The sequence below is a fragment of the Planococcus sp. FY231025 genome (genome assembly GCF_052078085.1).
In the GTDB taxonomy this organism is placed as follows: Bacteria; Bacillota; Bacilli; order Bacillales_A; family Planococcaceae; genus Planococcus.
The window spans coordinates 209093-234847 of record NZ_JBQJJG010000007.1 but is presented as its reverse complement, the minus strand read 5'-3'; the positions used below and the strand labels follow the sequence as shown (position 1 = coordinate 234847).

At 51.8% G+C, this 25755-nt stretch carries 21 protein-coding genes; 9 read left to right on the top strand and 12 right to left on the bottom strand.

The genetic code is table 11. The annotated features are described in order from the left end of the window. Positions 1 to 51: 51 nt before the first annotated feature. Together ACTL32_RS10945 and ACTL32_RS10940 are read right to left on the bottom strand one after the other, a co-directional pair. The gene (locus ACTL32_RS10945) at positions 52 to 1113 is read right to left on the bottom strand and encodes a hypothetical protein (protein WP_441341510.1); all 1062 of its coding nucleotides are present in this window, start codon (positions 1111 to 1113) and stop codon (positions 52 to 54) included. Beyond that, entirely contained in the window at positions 1114 to 1710 is a 597-nt protein-coding gene (locus ACTL32_RS10940) for an SWIM zinc finger family protein (RefSeq protein WP_441341509.1), read from the bottom strand. It abuts the gene before it with no gap. Between the two features lie 275 nt (positions 1711 to 1985). Between ACTL32_RS10940 and ACTL32_RS10935 the strand changes: the two genes are divergently transcribed. The 6 genes from ACTL32_RS10935 to ACTL32_RS10910 all read left to right on the top strand — a co-directional run bounded on the left by ACTL32_RS10935 (position 1986) and on the right by ACTL32_RS10910 (position 9770). Further along, positions 1986 to 2450: a DUF2798 domain-containing protein gene (locus tag ACTL32_RS10935; protein ID WP_441341508.1), complete on the top strand. Its 465-nt coding sequence runs from the start codon at positions 1986 to 1988 to the stop codon at positions 2448 to 2450. A gap of 634 nt (positions 2451 to 3084) precedes the next feature. Then, positions 3085 to 5010, top strand: coding sequence for a S9 family peptidase (locus tag ACTL32_RS10930; RefSeq protein WP_441341507.1), 1926 nt, complete (start codon positions 3085 to 3087; stop codon positions 5008 to 5010). Between the two features lie 66 nt (positions 5011 to 5076). Continuing rightward, positions 5077 to 5295, top strand: coding sequence for a TM2 domain-containing protein (locus ACTL32_RS10925; RefSeq protein ID WP_441341506.1), 219 nt, complete (start codon positions 5077 to 5079; stop codon positions 5293 to 5295). A 491-nt stretch (positions 5296 to 5786) separates the two neighbouring features. Beyond that, complete coding sequence (locus tag ACTL32_RS10920; RefSeq protein WP_441341505.1) at positions 5787 to 6656, top strand: DMT family transporter; 870 nt, start codon at positions 5787 to 5789, stop codon at positions 6654 to 6656. A 686-nt stretch (positions 6657 to 7342) separates the two neighbouring features. Next, complete coding sequence (locus ACTL32_RS10915) at positions 7343 to 8212, top strand: DMT family transporter (protein WP_441341504.1); 870 nt, start codon at positions 7343 to 7345, stop codon at positions 8210 to 8212. Positions 8213 to 8375: 163 nt separating this feature from the next. Further along, positions 8376 to 9770, top strand: a complete 1395-nt coding sequence (locus tag ACTL32_RS10910) for a bifunctional metallophosphatase/5'-nucleotidase (protein WP_441341503.1) — start codon at positions 8376 to 8378, stop codon at positions 9768 to 9770. Positions 9771 to 9840: 70 nt separating this feature from the next. Here the strand turns inward: ACTL32_RS10910 and rph are convergent, their stop codons facing one another. From rph to ACTL32_RS10895, 3 genes are all read right to left on the bottom strand, one after another. Next, entirely contained in the window at positions 9841 to 12456 is a 2616-nt protein-coding gene (gene rph, locus ACTL32_RS10905; RefSeq protein WP_441341502.1) for a rifamycin-inactivating phosphotransferase, read from the bottom strand. 149 nt (positions 12457 to 12605) lie between these two features. After that, on the bottom strand, positions 12606 to 14234 hold the full coding sequence (locus ACTL32_RS10900) for a glycoside hydrolase family 13 protein (protein WP_441341501.1): 1629 nt from the start codon (positions 14232 to 14234) through the stop codon (positions 12606 to 12608). 772 nt (positions 14235 to 15006) lie between these two features. Then, positions 15007 to 15588: a DUF488 domain-containing protein gene (locus tag ACTL32_RS10895; RefSeq protein WP_441341500.1), complete on the bottom strand. Its 582-nt coding sequence runs from the start codon at positions 15586 to 15588 to the stop codon at positions 15007 to 15009. Between the two features lie 218 nt (positions 15589 to 15806). Between ACTL32_RS10895 and ACTL32_RS10890 the strand changes: the two genes are divergently transcribed. After that, positions 15807 to 17171 carry a YjiH family protein gene (locus ACTL32_RS10890; RefSeq protein ID WP_441341499.1) on the top strand — a complete coding sequence of 455 codons (1365 nt, stop codon included), beginning with the start codon at positions 15807 to 15809 and terminating at the stop codon, positions 17169 to 17171. A gap of 64 nt (positions 17172 to 17235) precedes the next feature. On the opposite strand, the gene ACTL32_RS10885 is transcribed toward ACTL32_RS10890, so the two are convergent. Next, on the bottom strand, positions 17236 to 17754 hold the full coding sequence (locus ACTL32_RS10885; protein ID WP_441341498.1) for a cysteine hydrolase family protein: 519 nt from the start codon (positions 17752 to 17754) through the stop codon (positions 17236 to 17238). 294 nt (positions 17755 to 18048) lie between these two features. Between ACTL32_RS10885 and ACTL32_RS10880 the strand changes: the two genes are divergently transcribed. Together ACTL32_RS10880 and ACTL32_RS10875 are read left to right on the top strand one after the other, a co-directional pair. After that, the gene (locus tag ACTL32_RS10880; protein ID WP_441341497.1) at positions 18049 to 18234 is read left to right on the top strand and encodes a hypothetical protein; all 186 of its coding nucleotides are present in this window, start codon (positions 18049 to 18051) and stop codon (positions 18232 to 18234) included. A 6-nt stretch (positions 18235 to 18240) separates the two neighbouring features. Further along, positions 18241 to 18693, top strand: coding sequence for a CPBP family intramembrane glutamic endopeptidase (locus ACTL32_RS10875; protein ID WP_441341496.1), 453 nt, complete (start codon positions 18241 to 18243; stop codon positions 18691 to 18693). Between the two features lie 106 nt (positions 18694 to 18799). Here ACTL32_RS10875 and ACTL32_RS10870 read toward each other — a convergent pair whose 3' ends face one another. The 6 genes from ACTL32_RS10870 to ACTL32_RS10845 form a co-directional block, all read right to left on the bottom strand. Continuing rightward, complete coding sequence (locus ACTL32_RS10870) at positions 18800 to 19867, bottom strand: YkvI family membrane protein (RefSeq protein ID WP_441341495.1); 1068 nt, start codon at positions 19865 to 19867, stop codon at positions 18800 to 18802. Positions 19868 to 19918: 51 nt separating this feature from the next. After that, complete coding sequence (gene menC, locus ACTL32_RS10865) at positions 19919 to 21028, bottom strand: o-succinylbenzoate synthase (RefSeq protein ID WP_441341494.1); 1110 nt, start codon at positions 21026 to 21028, stop codon at positions 19919 to 19921. 20 nt (positions 21029 to 21048) lie between these two features. Further along, positions 21049 to 21867 carry a GNAT family N-acetyltransferase gene (locus ACTL32_RS10860; protein WP_441341493.1) on the bottom strand — a complete coding sequence of 273 codons (819 nt, stop codon included), beginning with the start codon at positions 21865 to 21867 and terminating at the stop codon, positions 21049 to 21051. A gap of 5 nt (positions 21868 to 21872) precedes the next feature. Continuing rightward, on the bottom strand, positions 21873 to 23009 hold the full coding sequence (locus ACTL32_RS10855) for a M20 peptidase aminoacylase family protein (RefSeq protein WP_441341665.1): 1137 nt from the start codon (positions 23007 to 23009) through the stop codon (positions 21873 to 21875). Further along, on the bottom strand, positions 23009 to 23866 hold the full coding sequence (locus ACTL32_RS10850) for a MurR/RpiR family transcriptional regulator (protein ID WP_441341492.1): 858 nt from the start codon (positions 23864 to 23866) through the stop codon (positions 23009 to 23011). The genes ACTL32_RS10855 and ACTL32_RS10850 overlap by 1 nt, the downstream gene beginning before the upstream one ends. 507 nt (positions 23867 to 24373) lie before the next feature. After that, positions 24374 to 25354 (bottom strand): SPFH domain-containing protein, encoded by a 981-nt coding sequence (locus ACTL32_RS10845; RefSeq protein WP_441341664.1) that lies wholly within the window; start codon positions 25352 to 25354, stop codon positions 24374 to 24376. Positions 25355 to 25755 lie beyond the last annotated feature (401 nt).

Sequence of the window (25755 nt, the reverse complement as noted above, 5' to 3'; positions counted from 1 at the left end):
TCTACCGGCTCCTTTCATTGCAGGCTCTTTGCCTCCAGTCTTCTCGCCAACTCAGAGTTTCGACAATTCATCGAGCAATGCCGGACGGTTCGGATAGGCAAAACGGATTTCTTCCAGCAGGCGCACTGCCGCCTCTCGGCCCAAAGCTTGTCCGAACTTCCTGATTTTCCCGCAAGCTGCTCTGTATTGCGGGCGTCCGCCCGCTTCCCGGATAGATTGATAAATATACGCTGTGAAAATCTCTTCCACTTCATGAGGATAAATCTCTATCAAATGAGGATACAACTTTTCGATTTCCCTCAGGTTCGAGCGGCAATGCTCGAGCAGTTTTTCGGTCATGCCTTCGGTAATGAGGATTGATTCATATAGGGCCTGTTGCCAATACCCGTCGCCCAGCTTCGAAAGGAGCCTTTCCACGGTATCTGGCCATGATTCCGCCGGCACCAGTTCTTTCAATCGATGGTAATATACTTCGTTTCCTCCAGCAGCCAAATCAAAAGCAAGATCCCTCATATGCACTTTGTACCCCGCTTGCCGATAGGCATCAAAACGCAGCATTTTCCAGTCCTGCACCAATCCCGGGGACGCGGCATCCATTTCTTCATACGTTTTACAAAACCTCACCGCTCCATCGGTATCCCCGGCGTCCATTGCCCGCTGCACTTCCGCTTTGCGGATGCGTGGATATTGCCGGTGCATTTTGATGAACGCCTCAATTGCCTGGCCGTCCTGCTGGCGGTATAGGATCTCCAGCTGAAACATGCGCAGCCGTTCCGCTTCATAGTGATAGGTTTTATTTCTTACAGCATCGCTCACAGCGATATTCTCGATAACATCAAAGATTTTTTGGCTGACCGGGAAACGCTCAATCCATTGCATGGCCGAATCCACGAGGGACATGGGCGCGTCGCCCATATCTTGTTTGATGTGATACAGGATATGGTCGGACAGGAGCAGCAGCATGCGGTCTATTATGGGTTCTTCAAATTCCACCGGCCAGACCTCCATCACTTCCCCGATCGCATCCAGACTCGCCGAAATGGCGCTTCCGATCGTACCGGACGAATCATCCGCAATCTTTTGAAGCTCGACGCATTCCATTACTACGGTCAACTACAGCCGGATCATTTTCTCGCCTGTTTTTAACGGATCCATTTTCTCGGCATAATCGTAGACTTCCCAAGCCCCTTCCACCGCTTGGTCCACCTCATCCCACTCAATAAACCCTCTGCGGATTCCCCGAGCTGCCGATTTGCGGATGAGGCGCCTTGCAGCCGCTTCGTCCAAGCCAGCCGCTTGTGAAAATTTATTTATCAAAAACGTCATTGCGGCAGGCTCCTGCTCCGTCAGTTCCTCCAGGATTTCCATCAGCTCCGCTTTTTTCAAACTCTTTAATTGCTGAAGAATTTCCACTTCTGCAACTTCTGCCGGACCATTTTCTTCAATATAATGGCTGATGGCCAAACAGACCGCCACTTCGTGTTTGCAGAGCGAATCCGATTCGAATGGGCACGTGCATGATGTCGAAAGAATCATCCCCGCATCTTTGAGGTAGACCGAGACATGGTAGTCTTCCGTCCCCTCCACTTTTGCATACCAGTGATTCGGGGATTCTTGTTTCAACTCTTGAACAGAACCCTTAATGAAATAATCCACTCCGCGGTTATAGATCTTTGCCGGCACGTTGCGCTTTAAATTATCCAGGTTCATATTCGCTCCCCCCCTATTGCCCTTATTATACCAATTAGAACGGCGGAACCGGCAAAGAAATCAAGGAATGGACCGCTTCCGAAATGGACACACAATGGACACTTACGAGAGCCAGCCACGTTTTGCTATAGTTTTCAACAGGCTTCAAACGTACTGGAAACCAGTGTAGAAAAAGTCGAATAAACGAAAGCCGAAAGGAAGAAAAAAATGCATTTAGAAAAACGATTGCCCATAACGGGAAAGAGGGCCTCCTATACGGCGGCCTGATCTCCACCATGACCGTGCTGTTCATGACTTCATACAGCGCCATCTATTTTGCCGGGACTTTCAACGGAGATGTCCTGTGGAGCATCGTCAAAATGGTGCCGATCATGTGGATCATCGTGATGATCATCGAACCGGTCATTTTCGGCCGTATGGCTGAAACCTTGACTGCGAAATTCACGAAGCCCTCCGACAGCTTCAACGCCAAAATCCACTACCGGATCTTGTTCACCGTACTCGGGATGTCAGCCGCAATGACGTTGATCGGCGACGTCGTCGGCAATGGCTTCCACTCAGAACTCTTCACCAACTGGGTGCAGAGCTGGCCGCGCAACTTCATGATCGTCCTGATCGCCGAAAGCCTGGTCATCCAGCCGATCGCACGCTTTGCGATGGTGAAGCTGCACGAGGCACAAGATAAAAAAGCTGGAATTGCTGCCGAACCGGAAGTTGCATTAAACGCAGAAACTCGCTAAACGGAAAGCGCCAGGACAATCCCATATCCTGGCGCTTTTTCTTATCTTCTTTTGGAAGGCAAGCAGGGGCGCCAACCTTCGTTTCAATTCAATGAAACAAACAAGCTTATAACTTACAAAAACTTATCGGTATATGGTGAAGTAATGATGAGAATATTGATATGCCGCTTCGGCGCTTAGGGCATGGCTCCCGCCATGAGCCGAGAAAACCCCTCGTCTCATAGCTTCGCCTAGCTCGTGGACGCGCCGGCGCTGGTGCAGTTCAATCAAAGCTGATAATTCTACCTAGTTAGCAATACTATCTGAGATATGAAGCAAAACAGCGGAGACGCCTGCGGGGCAGCGTAGCGACGAGACGGCTGAAACCCCGCAGGGAGCGAAGCGACCGAGGAGGCTTGGCGCTCACCCGCAGGCAAGCGCAGCGGTTTTGCGGAATATCGAGAATGAAAAATCACTACTTCCCCGTATCCCGATACTATCCTTTACAACCTGTCACATCATATTTTAGAAGCAGCTTCTTTTGTGAAGTTGAAATGAATTCGAAATCATTCAAAGTTTTTTAACAATTGTGATAGTTTAATTGTTAAACTGATTCTAATACATAATTCTCAAATAGACAGGAGGAACATCATTTATGGCAGAAAAGAAAATCGCCCCTTACGGAAGCTGGAAATCCCCCATCACAACGGATTTGATCGTGCAGGATACCATCAGCCTTGAAGCGGTGTCATTTGCAGGCGAGGTGCTGTACTGGCTTGAGTCGCTGCCTTCCGAAGGCGGGCGCAGCCGGGTGATGAAGCAGGCGCCGCATGGGGGAGCAGAAGAAATGACGCCATCCCCCTTCAATGTCCGCACACGCGTCCACGAATACGGCGGCGCGCCGTATATCGTCCATGGCGAAGAGCTGTTTTTCTCAAATTTCAAGGACAACCTGCTCTACAAGCGGAATGAAAGCGGCGACGTCCGGGCCATCACTTCTGATTCGAACCGCCGCTATGCGGATGCTGCAGTCGATGCCTCGAGGGAGAGATTGTATTGGGTGCGGGAAGACCATACGGAGTCGGCCATTTTTGCAGAAACCACCCTTGTCGCGATGGATTTTGACGGCAGCAACGAACGGATTGTGGCTTCCGGCAGTGATTTTTATTCGAATCCCCGTATCAGCCCGGATGCCAAAAGGATCGCCTATCTCACATGGCAACATCCGAACATGCCTTGGGATGCCACCGAACTGTGGGTCGCTGACTTGAACGAAGACGGTTCCCTCACCAACACCCAACAAGTGGCAGGCGGGCCGGGTGAATCCGTCATTCAGCCGCGCTGGAGCCCGGACGGCTCGCTGTACTTCCTGTCTGACCGGACAAATTGGTGGAACCTCATGCGGTGGAACGGTGGAGAGCCCGAAGCCGTCTGCCCGATGGAAGCGGAATTCGGATCCCCAGGCTGGACATTCGGGCGTTCGGATTATGATTTTATTGATGCGAATGCCATTATTGCGGCTTTTACGAAAAACGGCATGCGGCATTTGGCTACGATTGATGTGCAAACCTGCGACGTGGTGCCCGTCGATATCCGTTTTACGTCATTCTCCTCTATCCATGCAAACGGAGAAGAGCTGGCTTTTATCGCCGCATCGCCGACAGAGTTTTCGCGCATCGTCAGAATGGACGCGCATTCGGCCAAGGACATCCGTCTGTCTTCGCGACTGGAACTTGACCCGAATTATTTATCGCAGCCGGAAGCCATCGAATTCCCGACCGAAAACGGCAAGACGGCGCACGCCATCTATTATGCGCCGGCCAACCCGGATTTTGCGGCACCAACAGGTGAAGCCCCTCCCCTTCTGGTCCATATCCACGGCGGGCCGACCAGTGCTGCATCTGCAGCGCTCTATTTGCCGATCCAGTACTGGACGAGCCGCGGCTTTGCGTTTGTCGACGTGAATTACGGCGGCTCTACCGGCTACGGCCGGGAATACCGGGAACGGCTAAAAGGCAATTGGGGCATTGTCGATGTGGAAGATGCGGCCAACGCTGTCCGGTTCCTGGTGGATCAAGGCGTTGCCGATCCGGAGCGTGTGGCCATCACCGGCGGAAGTGCCGGCGGCTATACCACGCTCGCTTCCCTCGTATTCACCGATGTCTATAACGCGGGAGCCAGCCATTTCGGCTTGAGCGAGCTCGAGATTTTCGCGCAGGAAACCCATAAATTCGAATCGCGCTATCTGGAAGGTTTGATCGGTCCCTATCCGGAGGCGAAAGAGACGTATTTTAATCGGTCACCGATCAATTTCACCGATCAATTATCATGTCCGGTGATTTTCTTCCAAGGGCTTGATGACAAAGTCGTGCCGCCGAACCAGGCTGAACTCATGGTCGATGCGCTGCGGGCAAAAGGGCTGCCGGTTGCTTACCTTGCTTTTGAAGGCGAAGGCCATGGCTTCCGAAAAGCGGAGAACATCAAGCGTTCCATGGAAGCGGAGTTATATTTCTACAGCAAAGTGTTTGGCTTTGAACCTGCCGATGCCATTGAACCGGTCGAAATCGAAAACCTGGGCTGAACTTGATTTCCCAAATGGAGATTAAATTTGCCCTAGCAGGGAAAACACTTAGTAATGATGGAAAGGATGATTGAAATGAAAAACAAAACCGTGGCCGGTCTGTTGGGGATTTTCCTCGGAGATTTCGGGATTCACAAATTCTATCTCGGCAGACCCGGAATGGGCATTCTGTATCTGCTGTTCTCCTGGACGGCAATTCCCGCCGTCATCGGCTTTATTGAAGGCGTCATCTACTTATTGTCTTCGGAATCCGAGTTCCAGGCAAAACACGGCAAACGCTACTAAACCGCCAATGGCAAAGCATGAACCCTGCAACGGGTTCATGCTTTTTTCTTTGGGGAGATGATGGGCCTGATGGGAATCAAGGAATACTTAAATTGCCTCATCGTCTGGTCGGCAATGATAACGACGGGCATGCTTGTGAAACCCGCTTACATATAAGAAAGGCGTTTCCGGGAACCGGCAAGGTTCGTTCGGAAGCGCCTTTTCTTTTATCGCCTCCTTTTCAGCCGGATAGGAATGTACATTTTCACCTGTTCTTTCCGAAAACAGCCGGACACCATACTTTCCAAAGGCTCCGCTGCCGCCCTTTTACAGCAAACATCCCTTTATCGTGTTTAGCGCCGTCTGTTTAAAGGTAATACGCATTGTATCTTTCCTTATAAAAAAGGGGGCGCAAGTACTAGATATTACTCCATTCCTCTTACCGTTTTTTGGGAAGCATGGAGCCGTTTGGCGCATGAAACGAATACGGGTTGGCTGTCAGGAGGTAGAGAATGAAGTATAAAGGCGTGGTTTTAATCATCTTCGCCGCCATCTGCTGGGGCATTAGCGGCGTGATTGCAGATATATTAATGAGCAAGGGCTGGAGCCCCATCGTAATTTCATTGTACCGGGGAGCCATCGGGTTACTCTTTTTCTCCTTATGGCTGATCTTCCGCTTAAAGAAGAATTGGGTTCTCTCTCCTCGCCTTTATATTTGGTCGGCCGTCGCCGGTGTTGGCGTCGCCGGGAATTTCACTTTTTATTTTCTTAGCATTCAAGCAGCAAGCGTTGCGGTGGCGATTACTTTAGTATATACGGCACCGGTCTTTGTCTTTATCATTTCTTTTCTGCTCCAGTTGGAACGTTCTACTTGGTTTAAATGGGCCTGCATTGCCGGCGTGCTTGCCGGAATCGTCCTCCTCACCGGCGCCTATGACACCGGCTCTATTTCGGTGAGTTTCGTCGGCGCGGCTGCAGGTCTCGCTTCCGCCCTTTCCTATGCGTTGTTCATATTCGGATTCAAAAAAGCTTCCGAAATCGGAAAGCCGCAGCTCATATTAACCATCGCTTTTTTTGCGTTCTGCTTAGTACTCCTGGTCTTTTCCAACGGCCAGGAAACAGCTGCAGTGCTTTCTTCATCCGATATCGGCTGGTTTTTGCTATTGGGCATTGTGGGGGCGGGGCTATCATTCATGCTCTACGTAATCGGCATTCGCTTGACCACAGCGGCAACCGCTTCGATGGTGGCTATGATTGAACCTGTTACCGCATCATTGCTCGGGGTATTGGTTCTTGGGGATAATTTGACCATTATCCAGATTCTTGGGATGGCGATCATTTTATTTACTATCACCCTCTTAAGTATAAAACAGTCTTCTTGAAATATTTTTGGGTAACCTGAACAAAGAGGCTAGCCAGAAAGGCCATAATTGAAGGCCAAAGGAGAAAAACACAGCTTTTTCTCATCTGGCTTTTTCCTTATTCTCTAACGGCTGATGGGAATGGAGGCGGCGAGTGCAAACATTGTGCTCCTGTCCCTGCATCGCTGCGCTAGCTTCGGGACATGAAAAACCGTTGCAGTGCTACGCACTTCGTCGCAAAGCCAATGACCGAACTACCTTCGTTCATTGGCTTTCCAGCGGGGCAGCGTAGCGACGAAGTGCCGAAATCCACTCGGACGCCAGTCAATGCTTGACCGAAGCTTGCGAGGGCAAGTATTTGCGACGAGCTTGCGCAGGAGCACAAGTTCTTTGTTAGTTCGGTGCAAGCCTGCGGAAAGTGTCCGCCGCAATGGACAGCAGCCCTTTTAGGACAGCCTCATTGTCTGTGGAGAAAGCTTCTACTTTCTGCACAAACCGAGCCTTTTGTACATTCATTTGAAATATGGCTTTAGGCTGTTTAAAGCTTCTCAGCTAAAAAGACTGGAAACAGGATTATTCTTAATGAAAAAAAAGGTGATGAGGAATATAATGCAGTTAACCGAACTGCCCATCTTGAAAGAAATTTCAGAGTCTGCCGCCTGATGGAAATCCAGCCTAATCGCATCTTGATTTTAGGAGGCCCTAAAATGAAAATTAAAGGCGTGGCTTTGATTATGCTTGCAGCTGTAGGTTGGGGCATCGGCGGGATGATAGCTGATACTTTGTTGAATAAGGGCTGGAGCCCTATTGTAATTTCGCTTTACCGGGGAATTATCGGTTTCCTTACTTTTTTCGCTTGGCTTCTCCTTAGTTTTAAGATGCATTGGTGCGTCACTGCCCGTACATACTTCTGGCCGTTAATCGCCGGGGTGGGCGTCGCCGGAAATTCCACTTTTTATTTTTGGAGCATCCAAATTTCCAATGTGGCTGTCGCGGCCACTTTAATGTATACCGCGCCTGTGTTCGTCCTGCTGATCTCTTTTCTATTGGGGATGGAGCGTGCCACTTGGTTCAAATGGAGCTGCGTCGGCGGTGTGGTTGCCGGAGTCGTCCTGCTTACCGATGCTTATAAAACAGGCATCATTACTGCCAGTTTTTCAGGGATTGGTATAGGTCTCGCTTCTGCCCTCTTTTATGCTTTGTTTATTTTAGCCTTAAAAAAAGCGTCCGCAAACGGCAAACCGCAGTTCACATTGACGGTCGCTTTTTTCTCATTGTGCCTGGTGCTGCTCGTGTTTACAGATCCTAAAGAAGGGGCTGCTGTGCTGGTTTCTGCTGATCTTGGCTGGTTTTTCTTATTGGGCATCGTAGGGGCGGGAATTTCATTTATCTTGTACATTGCCGGGATCCGTTTGGTTACTGCAGCCACTGCCTCGGTGGTCGCGATGGTTGAGCCGGTGATTGTGTCTTTGCTCGGGGTTTTGCTCCTTGGGGAGACCATGGCCGCAATCCAGCTACTGGGAATGGCCATTATCTTAACCGCAATCACTGTCCTAAATTTAAACCGCTCCCTCTGACGCCCCTTAATGGGCTCTTTCCGCTGAGGGCTCTTTGTCATGTCCCGGCATCGGGGTTGTTGCACGAACCCACCGTCCTGCCAGATTCGCTTCCATCCTGGAAACTTTATTGATAGAATAGTCGTACTAATAAAGAAGGAAAAAATTAGCAGGAGGAACCCGCATGAAACTGAAAATCATACATACGAATGACGTCCACAGCCATTTCGATAATTTCGCACGGGCCGTGACGGTGATCCGGGAACTGAAGGATGAAAACACCATCGTCCTCGACGGCGGCGATTTCGCCGATTTTAAAAGCATCGAACTGCAAGGGACACGCGGCATTGCTGCCTTGGAGCTTCTGCAGTCGGCGGGCTATGACGCCCTGACCATTGGCAACAACGAAATGTTCAACGGCATGGACACGCTCGAACACATGGCATCGAATAGCCCTTTCCCATTCATCAGCAACAACTTGCTCAAAAAAGACGGGACAAAGATCCGGGGCGTGGTAAGAAGTGCCGTTCTCCAAAAGAACGGGCTGCGCATCCTGATCACCGGCTCGTCTCCTGACCTGGGCGTTTTCAACGATGGACTCGGCATCCGGGTGATAGACTACAAGGCAATGATTGAAGAGGAAATCCAGAGCCGAAAGGGCCAGTATGATGTGTGCATCCTGCTCAGCCACATCGGCACGTTCGCCGATGAACCGCTCACCGCTGCCATTCCGGAAATCGATGTTGTCATTTCCGCACACGACCACAAGCTTTATCCGGAAGCGAAAGTCTTCAACGGCACCATCATGAACAGTGCCGGCAATTACGGCGAGCATGTCGGCGTGGTCGAACTCGAAGTAGATGATGGGAAAGCGGAGCTCCTCCATTCAGCGACATTGCCGACCCGGCACGCCGAAATGGATTCGGAAATCTTGGACATCCTCAAAGCCAATAAAACCAAAGCCATCGCCCATCTTAGCGAACCACTCTACACCTTGCCGCGTCCGCTTTGGCATGACGTCATTGAGGAAAATCCGCTTGCCAACCTGATTGCGGACGGCCTGCGGGACATGCTCGGCTGCGACATCGGCTTGATTAACAGCGGCATCGCCAACGCCGGTCTGTTCGGTTTCGTTTCCAACAAGAAATTGATTGAAATCTGCCCTTCCCCGCTGAACCCGACATCATTCGAAATCCAGGGGGCAGCCTTGCGGAAAGCCATCGAAAGTTCGCTCGATGCCCAAACCTGCCTCGCAGATGGACGCGGTCCGGGCTTCCGCGGGAAATTCGCAGGCCGCCTGCATGTGTCCGGCGCCGAAGTCACCCATAATGACCTTGAAGTTTGCGAGATTTTGATCGGCAATGAACCGCTTCAGGAAGAGCGGTGGTATTCAGTCGCCAGTTCCGATTACCTGCAGCGCGGCTCGGGCTATCCTTCCCTTGCCGACAACCGGAATGACGCGTACCGGGCGGAAGAAATCAAGGATATCATCCGGACATACGCAAACAAAGCGGAGTTTGTGGAACATGCATATGAAATGCGCTGGAAGACGGCATCCCCTGCGCCCATTCAGTTGTAGCGGATTCCTGCCGCAAGAAATAACGAAAACGCCTTCGGCCATTGCGGCTGGAGGCGCTTTTTTTACAGAATCAGTCCAATAATTCCACGTAGCCGGCGGAACCGTTGATGCGGATTCGCTGGCCGTCCCGGATGGAGGTGGTGGCACGATGGACGCCGACCACAGCCGGGAGGCCATATTCACGCGCAATCACCGCACCGTGCGTCATCATCCCGCCCACTTCCGTCACCAAACCGGTCAGCGAAACAAAGACGGGCGTCCAGCTTGGGTCTGTATAAGCGGTCACGAGAATATCGCCCGGCTCGATGCGGGCATCTTCCATCTTGAGAATGACCCTGGCCCGCCCTTCAACGGTGCCAGCCGAAACCGCGATGCCGGCAAGCGCACCGGCTGGCAGCTTATCCGTGCGGTAGCTGCCGAAGATTTCTTCGCCTTCCGAGGTCATGAGGCGTGGCGGCGACAATTTTTCGTAATGCCGGTACGCCGCTTTCCGCTCCTCGATGAGCTCCCGCTCCACATGCCCTGTTTTGACCGCTTCCCGGAATTCCTCAAACGAAAGGTAGTAGACATCCGTTGCCGCATCGATTGCGTCAATTTCTGCCAGCTTGGCCGCCTCTTTCATCAATGCTTCTTTATACAGCCCGTAGCGCTTGATGAATGCGAACTTCGGATATTCCCGGTACCCGAGAAAATTCTGCAGGAGGCTGATCATATGCTTCGTCTTCTTGATTTTCCGGTCGGCTCCCGGCAGCTCCTGAATGCGCGCCAGCAATTCCTGCTCTTTTTGTTTGGCTTTCCCCTTCCCTTCTGCGACTTTTGCTGCGTGCGCACCCGGCCCGAAGTTTTTGATGTTGCTCAGGATGGCTGGAACGAGGATCGTCGGGTCTTCACTCCAGCGCGTCTTGGTGATATCGATTTCTCCGGCACAGCGCATACCGTATTTGTCCAGGTATTCCCGAAGGGCGGCACTGACCGCCTCTCCTCCGTGGAGGGGTTTTAGATCCTCGAAAAACGACGCTTTGCGGGGATGGTCGAAATAGGCCTGCACTTCGGGATAGTCCCGCACCACGTCTGCCACATCCAACAATTCAAGCCCCATGTCGGATGTCACATTATTCGCAACCGATTGGCTCAGGACATCCGCCACGTTTTTTTCATCCAGCCATTTCTCCATTTGTTTATTCAGCCAGTTGACCGCATAGACGCCGACCACGATCACGCCGAGGCTTTCCGTGTTGTAGAGGTCTTTTTTCAATTGTTTTTGGTCTTCCTGGATGAAGCTGAACAGGTCGTCCCCTGAAACCGATTGAATGCGCCATGTCGCCTCACGGATGGAGGCTTCATTGAAATTCATGAGCTGGCCTGGCAGCCGGCGGTCGTTCTTCCGGTACAGCTTTACGATTTCCGCCGGAAAGTTCCATGGAAACGGTTCAGCCCCTAATTTGAACATCCGTTTCCCTTTCGGAAGCGGCGGTTTCCGTTTCATGAAGTTTTCCAGCGCATCTTTCATCAAAGGGTCGTTAAGCCCTGAAGTCGACATGATAAGCGTACGGCTCGAAAGGGAGGCGAGCTCATGCGAAAGATCGATGAACAGCCGACCGCCGGCACGCGCCATCCCGTAATCGGCCAGAAAGCCGAAAAACGACATCCCGAGCGGATAGATCGGCTCGGTCATCATTTGCCGATGGCCCACAGACATATACAACCGGTACTGGCCATCGCCCTCTTCCGGCAGCGGATACAGCGTGGTGATCGGCCGGCTTTGCACGATAAAGATTTGCCCGTCCGCCAGGCACCATTCGATGTCCTGCGGCTGGCCGAAATGGGCTTCAATCTCGCGCCCCATACGTTCGAGCGCCAGAATCTCTTCATCGGAAACTGCCTGTTGATCTTGCTGCGCCTCGGGAATCTCCCGCTGTTTCGTGCCGCCGCCGCTCTGAGGGTAGACAGCGATCTTCTTCGTCGATATTGCCTTTTCAATGATCCTTCCGTTCCGGACTTTGTAATGGTCCGCAGAAACGATGCCGGAAACAAGCGCTTCCCCTAAGCCGAAGCTCGCATCGATCGATACCATGCTGCGGTTCGATGTCACCGGGTCGGCCGTGAACAGGATGCCCGCTGCATCCGGAAAAATCATTTGCTGGACGATGACCGCCAAATGGACTTTCCGGTGATCAAAGCCGTTCTTGATGCGGTACACTACCGCCCGCTCCGTGAACAAAGAAGCCCAGCATTTGCGGATATGCCGCAGGAGCTGCTCCCTGCCGTGGATATTCAAAAAAGAATCCTGTTGGCCGGCAAATGAGGCTGTCGGCAAGTCCTCCGCTGTAGCGCTTGACCGGACCGCATAAGCTTCCGAAGTCCCGAGCCCTTCAAAGGCATCGGTGATTTCCTGTTTGATCTCTTCCGGAATCTTCGTTTCTTCGATGGCATTCCGCAATCTTTGGCTGATTGCCCGTGCCTTTCCCCAATCCCCCGGCTTGACCACGGCCAATTGCTCCATCAACTCGGCCGTGACCGGATTGTTTTTGACCATGCGCTTGTATGCGTCCGTCGTCACGCAAAACCCCGGCGGCACCCGGATGCCCGGAATTTCAACCAGCTTCGCCAGATTCCTCCCTTTCCCGCCTGCCCGCAACCCTTCCCGTGCTTCCACTTCTTGAAAATCCAATACGTATTTTCGCAAAATGTCCACTCCTTCACAGCTTGCCTGTAATGTCTTACCTATTAAGTTCGCCGCAAGCCCGTGATACCCTTTCATCTGTCCGGACAATAAAAAAACACATCCGCCAGTTTCCTGGCCGGATGTGTCCGCTTCCTGCTTTATGGATGGTTTTATTTGCCCGCTGCATCCAATTCGTAGACCCGTGCTTCAAACGGCTGCAATTGTTCCGGATCAAGCCCTTCGTAATTGGCGAGCCGCACTTCGGCGCCTTCCGGCTCATTCCAATAGCATGGGAATTCCGTCAAGTTGGTGATGATCAAGAACGTCTTTCCTTCATGCTGCCGCGTATAGGCATAAATCGATTCATGTCCGGCGTCATAAAGTTCATACGTGCCGTAAATCAGCACATCGTTATGCTTGCGCAGCCAGATCATGCTCTTATAGAACCACAGGATCGAGTGCGGATCCTGCCGCTGCGCTTCGACATTCAAATGGGTATAGTTCGGGTTGACCCGCAGCCACGGCGCCGCTTGTGAAAAGCCTGCGTTCAAGGTAGCGTTCCATTGCATCGGCGTCCGGGAATGGTCGCGGCTCGTCGCATTGATCAGCGTCATCACCGCTTCATGCTCCATTCCTTCCGAGCGGTTCAAGTGGTACATATTCTTCGTCTTGACGTCGTTGAAGTGGTCGAGTTCTTCGAACGGCGCGTTCGTCATGCCGATTTCCTGGCCCTGGTAGATGAACGGCGTACCTTGCATGAAGAAATACATGCAGGCGATCGCTGTCGCACTTTCCCGCCAGCGTTCGCGGTCATTGCCCCAAGTCGAAACAACGCGCGGCCGGTCATGGTTTTCGACAAACAAGGCATTCCAGCCATGTCCTTCGACCCCTTTTTGCCATTTCGTCAGCACTTCCTTGAGCTTCGGCACATCGATGCCGGTGGTCGAGTCATTCGACCATAATCCGAGGCTCTCGAATTGGAATACCATATTGAACTTGCCGTCTTTTTCGCCGATCCATTCCTCGATGTCGCCGATCTGGACGCCGTTCGCTTCACCTACGGTCATGATGTCTCGCCCTGCGAATGTCTTGTCGCGCAGCTCCTCGAGAAGCGGTTGGATTCCGTTGACGTTCATCATCTTGTCCCATGCCGGAGCGTACAGGTTCTGCTCCGGATCTTCGATATCCGTCAGGTCTTTTTTGATATGGCTGATGGCATCGACGCGGAAGCCGTCGATTCCTTTATCGAGCCACCAATTGACCATATCGTATAAAGCCTCCCGAACTTCCGGGTTCTCCCAGTTCAAGTCCGGCTGCTTTTTAGAGAATAAGTGCAAATAATATTGTTTTGTTTCCTGGTCGTATTCCCAGGCGGAGCCGCCGAAGATGCTTTCCCAGTTGGTCGGCTCGTCGCTCCAGATGTACCAGTCGCGCTTTTCGCTGTCGCGCGATGCCCGCGATTCCATGAACCATGGATGCTCATCGCTTGTATGGTTGATGACAAGGTCGATAATCAGCTTCATGCCGCGCGCATGGACTTCCTCGAGCAGGCGGTCAAAATCCGCCATCGTCCCGAATTCTTCCATGATCCCTTGGTAATCGCTGATGTCGTAGCCGTTGTCATCGTTCGGCGATTTGTACATTGGACAAAGCCATATGACATCGATGCCCAGATCTTTCAGGTAATCCAACTTTTCTGTAACCCCATTGATGTCGCCAATACCGTCGCCGTTCGAATCTTTGAAGCTCCGTGGATACACTTGATATGCAACTGCTTCTTTCCACCAATTTCTTTTCATAATCGATCCCTCACAAGACCCCAGCCCACTCCCCGTCCAATCTATCCGCATGTAATACTGATGTCAGCCGAAGGTGTCTTTTGTCGATTTTGTATTGTATATATTTTCCATTAACAAGCAACAATTATTTTAAAAAATCAATCAGGATGACAGTGTAGCAGAATTCCACGGGAACACCAATACTTTGAACCGATATTTCGCTAAGAGTTCATATTTTCGGGGATGTGCCACCTCTTGTCTTTTAGGTTTCTTACTATATAACCCCTGCGTGGATAAAAAAACCTGAATCCAGAAGAAAATAAAACTTTTTTCAATGCCGCAGGAAATAGTGAAGAGACAAGTTTTATCCTTTCAATTTAAGGCTTTTAATAAATAAAAAAGGGGCTGTCCAAAAAGGGCTGCTGTCCATTCCGGCGGACGCTTTCCGCGGGCTCGCGCCGATAGGACTCAGGACTCGCGTCCGAGTGGATTTTGGCACTTCGCTATCCTGCTGGAAAGCAATGAACGAAGGTAGTTCGATCATTGGCTTTGCGACGAAGTGCGTAGCACTGCAACGGTTTTTCATGTCCCGAAGCTAGCGCAGCGATGCAGGGACAGGAGCACAATGTTTGCACTCGCCGCCTCCATTTCCATCAGCCGTTAGAGAATAAGGAAAAAGCCAGATGAGAAACAGCAATGCTTTTCTCCTCCGGCCTTTAGTTTTGGGATTTTTAGGCAGACAATTCGCTATTCGGCGGGCCGGCCAATTCACGGGTTTCGATTGGTTCTATATTTAGATCTTTGCCTCTTCTTCCTGATCGGGTTCTTCATTCGGTGGATAGACGACGGTGCCGTCTTTTCTCTGCTCAGCCGGCGCTCCCCAAATGGCCAGCTCGTGGTCCACCAATTCCACTGCGCCGCCCTTGCCGTCGATGATGTGTTTGACCTGATGGCCGTTCGCCACTAGCCAATTGCTGATCAGGAGCCGGTGGCAGCGGGCAGGATGCCGTTCCGAGCAGCAATAAGCCACTTTCTGCTCAGCCGCTTTTGCCAACAGTTCCTCGATCCCTTCTTGGAACTCATCGGTCAACGTGTAATCCGCGTAATTGTGAAACGACTGGTTGCGCCAGCCATTGTTCAGGTCCGGCTCCACATCCTTCGATTTCCGGCGCCTGCCGCCGAGTTTTGGAAAATGTTCGTACGTAATCCCTTCCGCTTCGAGCCATTTTGGGAAAATGTCTTTTGAGAATTGCGGCCACTTCCGGCTGCCGGGAAACGCGCGGACGTCTGCCAAAAGCTCGATGCCCGTTTCTTTCAGCATCGTTTCAAAAACCTCTTTGGAGTGGCTCGAATGTCCGATGGTGTAGATGATCATGGAATCAATCTCCTCCTAACCTTGCTTCCTTATTCTTTTCCTGCCAGGCTCCGTGATTAAACTTATCCGTTATTTTAAACCCAAAGCTTTTGTTGGGGGTTGCTCCTTGATTCAGATATGCAGACTGTCGAAAATCCCTTAAATTCTATTTGCATAAATCTTTCTATAAAATGTATAATTATTCATAAACATATTAGACAAATTTAGGGGGAAAAATCATGACACTGCTACAAAGCGAGAAAAAAGCCATCTCTCCATCGGCCACCTGGAAATTCTTGATTCCGTCACTGATCGGTGCATTGCTGTTCTTGCTGCCGATTTCCTATAACGGCGAAGTGACAATCGGCGTCGGCATCCTGGCGTCGTTCCTATTGAAGACATTCGGTTCGGTCATTCCGGCATTCATCCTGTTCCTGCTCGGCTTTTCCGCCATTGCGAGTCTTGCCGCAACTGCCCTGAAACCGGAATTCGTGAAAAAGTCGCCGTTCTTGCGCGCAACATTCATCAACGGGCCCTTCGGCCTTGCGGTGCGGGCCCTCGCTTTCGCATTCGGCATCATGGCGTTTTATGAAATCGGCCCGGAAGCCATCGCTTCCCGCAACACAGGCGGCGTCGTTTTATACGACCTGGCTCCTGTATTGCTCACCTGGTTCCTGTTCGCCGGAATTTTATTGCCGCTCCTTGTAGAGTTCGGCTTGATGGAATTTGTCGGTGCGCTGGTCAATAAATTCATGCGTCCGGTATTCACGTTGCCGGGCCGTTCATCGATCGATGCCATGGCCTCATGGATGGGCGCAGCACCGGTCGGCGTATTGGTGACGATGAAGCAGTATGATGAAGGCTATTACACAGAACGGGAAGCTTCCGTCATTGCGACCACCTTCTCGATTGCTTCTGTCGCATTCTCTTTGGTCGTCGCAAACGTCGTCGGCATCGGCCATTTGTTCCTGCCGTTCTATTTGGCCGTATCGGTTGCCTGCCTGGTCGCAGCGATCATCATGCCGCGCATTCCGCCCCTGTCCCGCAAGAAGGACGAGTACTATGCGCCGGTCGGCAAAAGAGTCGACGACACGATTCCGGAAGGCGTGTCCTTGGTAAAATGGGGCTTTGACAAAGCGCGCCGCAAAGCGAATAGCGCCGCAAGCCCGAAAAAGCTGACGCAGATCGGCGTCGAAACCGTACTCGACATCTGGCTGGCATTGATTCCTTTGGTAATGGCACTCGGCACGATTGCGCTTGTGGTGGCGGAATACACACCGCTCTTCAAAATCATTTCCTATCCGCTGATCCCGGTCCTGACATTGCTCGGATTGCCTGAAGCGGCAGAAGCGGCGCCGACTTTCCTTGTCGGATTCGCGGATATGTTCCTGCCGGCTGTCCTTGGCAGCGGCATCGAAAGCGAATTGACGCGCTTTGTCCTAGCGGGTGTATCGCTGACGCAGATCATCTACATGTCGGAAATCGGCCTGTTGATTCTGCGCTCGAATATCCCGGTGAAATTCTGGGAACTTGCCGTGATCTTTGTGCTTCGTACCATTATTACATTGCCGATCCTGGTTGTGTTCGGCCATCTATTCGTGTAATAGCAAAACCCCTGCAGTGAACGCTATGTTCAATGCAGGGGTTTTTAATGTGTGCGTATTCGATTCATCCTTCAAAAAGAACCTTTTCCGTTTCCTTCAGCGATGCAAAAGACCGGAGCACACGATTATGATGGTTGATGATCTGTTCAGCGCTCAAGGAATCGGCATCCCATGTGCCATGGCCGTCTTCGACGAGCGTCAAGCGGTAGCCGAGGCTGAAGGCACGCCGGGTCGTCGTGTCTACGCAATACTCCGTCTGGTTGCCCGTAACAACGAGGTGTTCGATGCCTTTTTCCTGCAGTACCTCATGCAGATCGGTTTCATGGAATGAATCCGGTGTCCATTTCTGGATGACCGCGTCGCCTGCTTCAGGGCGGATCGACGGATGAATTTGCCAGTCATGCGTCCCTTCTACAAGCGCCTGGTCATTGTGCTGGACGTAGATGACGGGCGCTCTGGACGCGCGCGCTCCTTGGATCAGGGATTGAATGTTTCGGATCAACTTCTCGCTGTTGAAAACCGGGTTCGCTTCGGCAAACATTTCGTTTTGTGCATCGATGACCAATAAAGCCGTATTGGACACGTTCAGCCCTCCTCTTTTCAGTGATATCCTCGGACACTTATTCGACTTAACCTTCGCTCTTCCCTTCCTGCATCTAATAAAAAATATGGGGTTGCCCATGAACAATTGGCTGCTCATAGCTCCGACATCGCAGGTGTGGAAATATTGGAGCGGCTGTTTGGAAGGAAAGGAGAGGAAACACCGCGAATTGTATTATTGGAATAAAAATGGTAACCATATGCAAGGTAGCTAGATGGAGTCTGTCCTTGCAAGGCTGTACTCTATACCAAATAAATAGTTGGGGAGCCGGTTGTCTTGAAGAAAATAGGTACACTGCCACTTATCGGTCTGGCAGTGATGGCGGTCCTGTCGTTCGCAAACTTTTCAGGCTCAAGCATCGCCGGGCTTGCCGTCATTGTTGGAATCATTTTCTTTTTCGTCGCCAAAAAGCTGGAGAAGCAAACCGCCCGCGCAAGCGGTTTGGATTTCCGGTCCATATGACGGGACTTGAAGAAAAAGCGCATCTGGTTCTGGATCATCTTGCCGGTGGTCATGAATGCTGTCAGCATCGGGCTTGCCCTCCTCTTTTTGCCGGAATACCTTGAACACGTCCTTGCCCGGACAGAGGCTTTCCTTTCCTGGAATTTGTTTTTCCTCTTGATCCTCCAGCTGGCCGTTTTTGCATTGGGCGAAGAAATTGCCTGGCGCGCATTTTTCCAGAAACAAGTGAGCAAAATGATGCCAATCGTCCCGGCCCTTCTCTTTTCTTCGCTGCTGTTTGCACTCGGCCACATCGCATTCGGTGCACCCCTTGTAGTGGTATACGATCTCTTTTTTGTTTTTATCAACAGCGTCCTCTTTGGCGTCGTTTTCTACAAGACCAATAACGCATGGATCAGTGCAATCGCCCATTTCCTGGCGAACCTTTCTTCCGTGATTTTCTTTTTGTGGATTTATTAAAATGGAACAGCCAGAGGTGCTGAGTCGGAATTTATTGCGCAAAACGAAAGACCTGTTCCCTCAAGGGACAGGCCATTCTTAATTTTTATTGAAGTGCGGAAAATGATTAAGAGTTCACCAGTTCGTTGGCCGCCATTGGTTTTTTCCGGCGGAACCAGGCGAAGACGATCGCCGCAATCAAAGCGAATCCTAAGTAGCCCATTACCGGATACACTGTTCCGACCAACGTGACAAACCCGACAAAACTTGACCCGAAGGCAACAGCTCCGAAAATACCGACAGACATTTTAAATTTCGGCGAATCGGGTTTGACGATGCGGGCAGAGAACGCGTACAGCATGCCGACTGCGGTGTTGTAGATCATGCCGAGCAAAATGATCGACATCAAGCCGCCAAGCAGCGGGCTGATGTTATTAGCGAGCACCAGCATCGGCATCGGGACAGCTGCAAGGGCTTTGAGGTCCGTCAGCATCGAAACGTTGATCAGCAAAATCAGCAAGCCAAGTCCGAGGCCGCCGATGATGCCGCCCCACCCAGCCACTTTCTCATCTTTCACCGTGCCGCCCATGACTGTCATCATGGCAGCTCCGGCAGCCAGGTTATACGATACATACAAGAGGGCACCCATCAGCCAGTTCGGCGCCGCCTGGTTGGCTGATGCTGCAGCTAAGTCAGCAGAAGCGAAGTCGAAATTCACCAGGGAGTAGCCCAAGATGACAATCACCGCAAGCAGCAGGAACGGAGTGAAAGCACTGATCAGGGCAATCACTTTTTGGACGCTCATCAGCACGGTTGCGATGGTCAATACCGCCATCAACAGGTTGCCGACAGTTCCCGGGATGCCAAATTGCTGTTCAAAGATGGCACCCGAGCCGGAAAACATGACTACGGTGACACCGAACAAGAAGAACGTGATGATGAAATCGATAGCCGTGCCAAGAACCCTTCCGCAGATGTGGTAGACGACGTGCTGGTGCGACTTGGTCTGCAGGCGGCTGCCGAGCTGCATGAGATTCATTCCTAGAAAAGCGAACAAGGCCGTGGCGATCACCGTGCCGAGAATCCCCAGCATCCCGAAACTTGTGAAAAACTGCAATACCTCCTGGCCCGATGCGAATCCGGCGCCAACGATGACGCCGATAAACGCGCCACCCATCTGAAAACTCTTTTTCATCTTCTTTCCCCCGTCCTTCTGGTTTTCTTCTATTTCTCTTAGGCTGTGCGGTTAGTTTTTAAATTGCCATTTCTCGACCGTGAACCGGTCGAGCGCATCCTGATTGATGCCATAGCCGATGCCGTGTTCCGTCGGCACCGTGATGAACCCGTCTTCCACCGTCACTTCCGGGGTGATGACGTCCTCTTCCCAGTAGCGCGAGGAACCGGCTGTGTCGCCTGGCAACACGAAGTTCGGCAGCGTCGTCAAAGCGACGTTGTGCGCGCGTCCGATGCCGGATTCGAGCATACCGCCGCACCAGACGGGAATGTCCTGTGCCAGGCAGTAATCGTGGATCTTTTTCGCTTCGGTCAAACCACCGACACGGCCGATTTTGATATTGATGATTTTCGTGCTGCCGAGTTCCACTGCTTTGCGTGCATCTTCCAGCGAGTGGATGCTTTCGTCGAGGCAGATCGGCGTTTTCAGTTCGGACTGGAGTTTCGCGTGGTCGATGATGTCATCAGAAGCGAGCGGCTGTTCAATCATCGTCAGGCCGAATTCGTCCAATTGCTTCAGCAACTCCAGATCTTCCAAACGGTAAGCCGAGTTGGCATCTGCCATCATCGGCATGTCCGGGAACTGCTTGCGCAGCTCGCGCATCACTTCCACATCAAAGCCGGGCTTGATTTTCACTTTGATGCGCTTATAGCCTTCCTCGATAAAGCCGCGTACCGTTTCAACCAGTTCCTCCATGTTTTCATTGATGCCGATCGAGATGCCCACTTCGATCCTTTCGCTTTTGCCGCCAAGTGCTTCAGCAAGCGTCATCTCGTTGCGTTTGGCGTACAGATCCCAGATGGCGCCTTCCACGGTGGATTTCGCCATATTGTTCTTCCGCAGATTGGCGAAGCGTTCGCTGACTTCGTCCGGATGTCCGATTTTCCCTTCCAAAACGAGCGGCGCCAGGAAATCGCGGATCATATGCAAATTCGTTTCGACCGTCTCTTCGCTGTACCAAGGGGAATGGAACGCGACGGATTCTCCCCAGCCGGAATTGCCGAGCTCATCTTTCACTTCCAGCAAGAGAAAGTCCTTTTCCTGGAAAGTGCCGAAGCTGGTGGTAAACGGATGCTTCATCGTCATTTTCATTTTCCGTACGTTCACTTCTTTGATTTGCATAAAGGTTCTCCTCTTTCTGTTTATGGTAAGGGAATCGTATCCCGTGGAACGAATTGATAATAATGGATGCCGCCTTCGGCTTTGCGCACCCCGACAAGGGCAAAACCGTTTGCGAATAAACGCTGGAAAGCCTCGCGGATCTTCAGGCGCCAATCGAGTGCGAGCGCCGCATCCTCCCTTTTGATCGTTTGGAAATTCTCCGGCACCGGAATTTCGATGGCTTCCGGGTGAAGCGGCAGCCGGCCCAGTCCGCTGTCTATATACGGGTGGCCGGAGGCGGTTTTGGAAACGCTTAGCGGCTGTGCGAACTGCGCAGGCTTCGGCTGCCAGCGGTCTTCGACGCGGCTGCTCGATATCCACCATTCAATCTGCAGACGGTCTGTCGGCAATCCCCGGTTCAAGCCGTCATCCATTTCGCCGTAGCAATTCTCAAGATATGTGCTGCAGATGCCGTACAACCGAGTCGTATTCAAGTAGGCATTGCGGCTTTCCAGCGGATCGAACGTCCACGTAATCAAGTCGTAGCCGGTGGCCTTGGCGAGCGAACGCTGTTCTTCTTTCAGCAGGTAGCCGATGCCTTTCGACTGATGGTCAGGATGGATGCCCATCATGTGCGAGCATAAATACGATTTTCCGTCCTTGAATCCCGCAAAGCCGTAGCTGAAGCCGATCAGTTTGCCTTCGAAGAACGCTCCGACCAGAATGCCGCCGTTTTTCGACGCTGTAAATGTCTGATGCGTCGGGATTGGCGCCATGTCCCAAACTTCGCGTTCCAGGACTTGGATCAACCGCATGTCGTCATTGGTTTCCAATCGCCGGATGATGATCTCTTTTACCATCGTTGTCACTCTCCTTGCGCCAATCTTTCGAATGTCCCCTGCACCGTCCGGGCAAGGATTTCAATACCGGGAATGAGGCTGTCCCGGTCGAACGTCATGGCCGGATGATGGAGCCCTGGCGAAAGATCGCATCCGAGGCCGAGCATCGTCGCTTTGACCGACGGCCGCTCGAGTGTATAAAAGTGGAAATCCTCGCCGCCCGGTGTGACAATCGGCGGGACGAGGGCTTCCTCTCCCAACGTGTCCGCAATCGCACGCGCCATGAGTTCCACGGCTGTTTCATCCACTTCCGCAGCAGCGATTTCCGCAGCCGTCTCAGTGGTGATTTTGACGCCTGCCAGAGCCGCAACCGAATCAATCGCGTGCTTCACACTTTCAAACAATTCTTCCATCGTGCCGTTCGTCTGTGCTCTTAGGTCCAAGCTGAACGTTGCCGTGCCCGGAATGATATTGGCCGACTCGCCGCCTGCCTGGAACATCGTCATCTTCGCTGAATGCGGCACCACCGGATCGATGTGGATTGAACGGATCGCCTGCACGAGCTGCGCCATCACTTCAATGGCATTCTGCCCTTGGTGGGGCCGTGCGCCGTGTGCATCGGTCCCGTTGATCCTGCCGCGGAGCATTTTTGCCGAGCCGTGCATGATCCCAGGTGCTGCATAACCTGTCCCGATTTCCTGAATCGGCCGCAAGTGGACGCCGTATAAATAATCGACGTCATCGACAATGCCCCTTTTCACAAACGACAAGGCGCCGGTCCCTTTTTCTTCTGCCGGCTGGAAAATCACTTTCAGCCGCCCCTGTTCCGGAACCCCCAGTTTTTTCAGGACGAGCAAGGTGCCGACGGCCAATGCCATATGCGCATCGTGGCCGCAGGAATGGTTCGCCTTGTACTCGCCGTCCACTTCCTGCCACAGCGCATCGATATCGGTGCGGAGGCCGACGCACGGGCTGCCGCTTCCGACTGTTGCCACGAGGCCCGTCGAATCACCGAAAGTTTCCACTTCCACACCTTCTGCTTCGAGAAACTCCTTCAGATAGCGGGTCGTCTCAACCTCCTGCCAGCTGATTTCGGGATTGGCATGCAAATGCTCGAACACCTCTTCCACGACCGGTTTTATTTCCTGTACCAATGCTTTCATCATTTCCCCGCCCCTTCTATGAATAAAAAATCGCTGTCGAGCGCCCGGTATTTTTCCTGCCGCTGCCCGAATGCCTCTTTTTCTTTGAGCACCAAACCCGCTGCCAGCGCGTTCATGAATGAAAACAATGTCGCTGTGGCATCAAGCGTTGACTTGTTGGGCGAGTAAATCGGAAAGAGCACATCGCTCGCTGCATGAATCGGGGCCAGCTGCGAATCGCTGATGCCGATGACAAAGCAGCCCTGTTCTTTTGCCAGTTCCGCAATCTTCACAGTTTCTTTCAGGTAGCGGTGAAACGAAATCACGATCAGCACCGACCCGCTGTCCATCTCGCTCAAGGTCTGGATGACGTCTTCGGTTTCCGGCCGGATCAATTGGACCTCGCTCCGGACCAGGCCAAGCGTATAGCTCAGCCAGTTCGCTGCGGCGAACGATGAACGCAAACCGAGCACATGGACCTTTCGGGCTTGAGACAGACGTTCGACTGCCAAGTCGTAATCTGCTTCCTCGATCCCTTTCGCCGTCTCGGCAATGGCCGCACGGTCCTGTTCCATAACCTGGGCAAAAAAATGCGGTTGCTGCTGCAGCTCCACTTTCGCCTGCTGGTAGGCCGACAAACTGCTTTCCGGCGACAGCAGCTGCTCCCGAATAGCTTTTTGCAGCTCGGTGTAGCCTGAAAACTTGAGGCTGTAGCAAAAACGGATCACCGTTGTTTCACTTACGCCGATCGCTTCGCCTATTTCCTGTGCCGAACTCAGCGCCACTTGCCTCGGAAAATCCAGGATATGCGTCGCCACTTTCTTCTGGCTTTTTGATAAATCATCGAATTGGCTGTGGATCAATTGTTTTAAGTCCATTATTCTGTCCTCTTTTGAAGTTATGACGTCTTTATTTTCTTTTTTGAAGTTTAAACTTCAAATTATTCTGTTAAATTTATCACATAAATTCCTGGTATGCAATATATCGGAGGAAAATTTTCTGTATTTTTCAAAATAAATTGTTTGCGTGCCAGGTGCAGACGCAATTACTCGCCGAAAAAAGTAGCATGGGGAATTGAAATAGCTGAATTTCCACTTGGCGCTTCCGAGTTGCCACTAAAACTCGTTGAGTTCCCACTAAAACACATTGAATTGCCACTAAACGCGGTTGAATTGCCACTTGGCTCCTTTACCTGCGGCAAGCGCTGGAAAGAACTTCGCAATCCATCTATCCTCTGTCCTTAAAAGGGTAGCTTTGTTTGAAAAAGCCAACCAAAAACGCCATCTGGAATGGATCCAGATGACGCTTTTGTCTGAAAAATTTCGTAAATGCTTGCGAACTGGTATGGAGAAATTCCAATTCGCTTCGCCTTCATTTTTTATTCATTAAACCAGTTTTTGGCCGCAATTCGGACAGAACTTCGTGCCTTCGATTTTTTGGCCGCAGTTCGGGCAGAAGTTCGGAATCGCTTTCTCTTCGCCTCCGGATTGCGCATTTTGGCTTCCGGCGCTTTGCCCGCCGCCTGAATCCGCTTTCTGATTCTCCATCATTTCCTTCGCGATGTTCATGCCCATCATCATGCCAGCCATGTCCGAAGCGGTGCCGGAACCCTTGCCCGCTGCCATGGCGTCTGCGACCGAAATCTGCTGGTATTTCGAAACGTCGCCAACCATGCCGTGGGAAGCGGTTTTATTGATCATGTCCTGGATTTCTTTCGGGTAATTGAAGCTCATGACCTGGAAGCCGGTGACTTTCATACCGTCATCCATGAGCTCCATATTAAGGTCGTCTTGGATGCCTGCCCCGATTTCGCTGGCATTTGCCTGCAGGTTGAACATGTCCTTGCCTTCTTTGGTAATCCAGCGCATCAAGAGCTGGTCGAGGATGGCAGTAATGCGGATCTTCACGTCTTCCACAAGATAGCTGTCCCGGACGCCTGCGATTTTGTCGATCAGCCCGACATAGTCGTTGACCTTAAACTGGAACGTGCCGTTCGCCCGGATCGGCATGCCGCCCGGCAGCTGCGGAGCGGGGATATTGATCGGGTTTTGCGTGCCCCAGCGGACGGTGAATTCTTTCGTGTTCACAAAAAGTACTTCCACGCGCATGCCGCTGTTGAAGCCGAATCGGAACCCTTTCAAAGTCGATAGGAACGGCACGATTTCAGATTCGATGTCGTACTCGCCTTCGTCTTCGAAAATCCCTTCGATCTTGCCGTTATTGAGGAAGATGGCGTCTTGTCCGGGACGGATGATCAGCCGGCTTCCTTTTTTCACTTCGTTGTTATGCCATTTCCAGAAAATCATATCATCCCTGAATTCTTCCCATTCCACTACATCCGAAAATTGATTGCCGAAAAAGCCCATACTATTCATTCCTTCCTTTAATCACTTAACACTCTTTGCCCTAGCGGACAAAACCGAAGCGTTTCAAGCGGGTAGGCACTGTATCGGGATACGGTGAATTAATGAAGATCATATTTATATGCCGCTTTGGCGCTTTGGGCATGGCTCCCACAATGAGCCGAGAAAACCACTCGTCTCATTGCTTCGCCTAGCCCGTGGACGCGCCGGCGCTAGTACAGTTCTTTAAAAGTTGATACCTGGCTTATTTAGCAGTGCTATCCAAGATATGAAGCAAAACAGCGGAGACGCCTGCGGGGCAGCGTAGCGACGAAACAGCCGAGACCCCGCAAGCAAGACATTAGCCGAAGCTTGCGAGGCTAAGTCTTTGCGACGAAGCTAGCGAAGCGTTGCAGGAGCACAAG

Bases quoted from the DNA above. Each gene is read 5' to 3' on its own strand.
- ACTL32_RS10940 (WP_441341509.1), bottom strand. From the start codon at position 1,710: ATGAACCTGGATAATTTAAAGCGCAACGTGCCGGCAAAGATCTATAAC.
- ACTL32_RS10935 (WP_441341508.1), top strand. From the start codon at position 1,986: ATGACCGTGCTGTTCATGACTTCATACAGCGCCATCTATTTTGCCGGG.
- ACTL32_RS10930 (WP_441341507.1), top strand. From the start codon at position 3,085: ATGGCAGAAAAGAAAATCGCCCCTTACGGAAGCTGGAAATCCCCCATC.
- ACTL32_RS10925 (WP_441341506.1), top strand. From the start codon at position 5,077: ATGATTGAAATGAAAAACAAAACCGTGGCCGGTCTGTTGGGGATTTTC.
- ACTL32_RS10920 (WP_441341505.1), top strand. From the start codon at position 5,787: ATGAAGTATAAAGGCGTGGTTTTAATCATCTTCGCCGCCATCTGCTGG.
- ACTL32_RS10915 (WP_441341504.1), top strand. From the start codon at position 7,343: ATGAAAATTAAAGGCGTGGCTTTGATTATGCTTGCAGCTGTAGGTTGG.
- ACTL32_RS10910 (WP_441341503.1), top strand. From the start codon at position 8,376: ATGAAACTGAAAATCATACATACGAATGACGTCCACAGCCATTTCGAT.
- ACTL32_RS10900 (WP_441341501.1), bottom strand. From the start codon at position 14,234: ATGAAAAGAAATTGGTGGAAAGAAGCAGTTGCATATCAAGTGTATCCA.
- ACTL32_RS10895 (WP_441341500.1), bottom strand. From the start codon at position 15,588: ATGATCATCTACACCATCGGACATTCGAGCCACTCCAAAGAGGTTTTT.
- ACTL32_RS10890 (WP_441341499.1), top strand. From the start codon at position 15,807: ATGACACTGCTACAAAGCGAGAAAAAAGCCATCTCTCCATCGGCCACC.
- ACTL32_RS10870 (WP_441341495.1), bottom strand. From the start codon at position 19,867: ATGAAAAAGAGTTTTCAGATGGGTGGCGCGTTTATCGGCGTCATCGTT.
- menC (WP_441341494.1), bottom strand. From the start codon at position 21,028: ATGCAAATCAAAGAAGTGAACGTACGGAAAATGAAAATGACGATGAAG.
- ACTL32_RS10860 (WP_441341493.1), bottom strand. From the start codon at position 21,867: ATGGTAAAAGAGATCATCATCCGGCGATTGGAAACCAATGACGACATG.
- ACTL32_RS10855 (WP_441341665.1), bottom strand. From the start codon at position 23,009: ATGAAAGCATTGGTACAGGAAATAAAACCGGTCGTGGAAGAGGTGTTC.
- ACTL32_RS10850 (WP_441341492.1), bottom strand. From the start codon at position 23,866: ATGGACTTAAAACAATTGATCCACAGCCAATTCGATGATTTATCAAAA.
- ACTL32_RS10845 (WP_441341664.1), bottom strand. From the start codon at position 25,354: ATGGGCTTTTTCGGCAATCAATTTTCGGATGTAGTGGAATGGGAAGAA.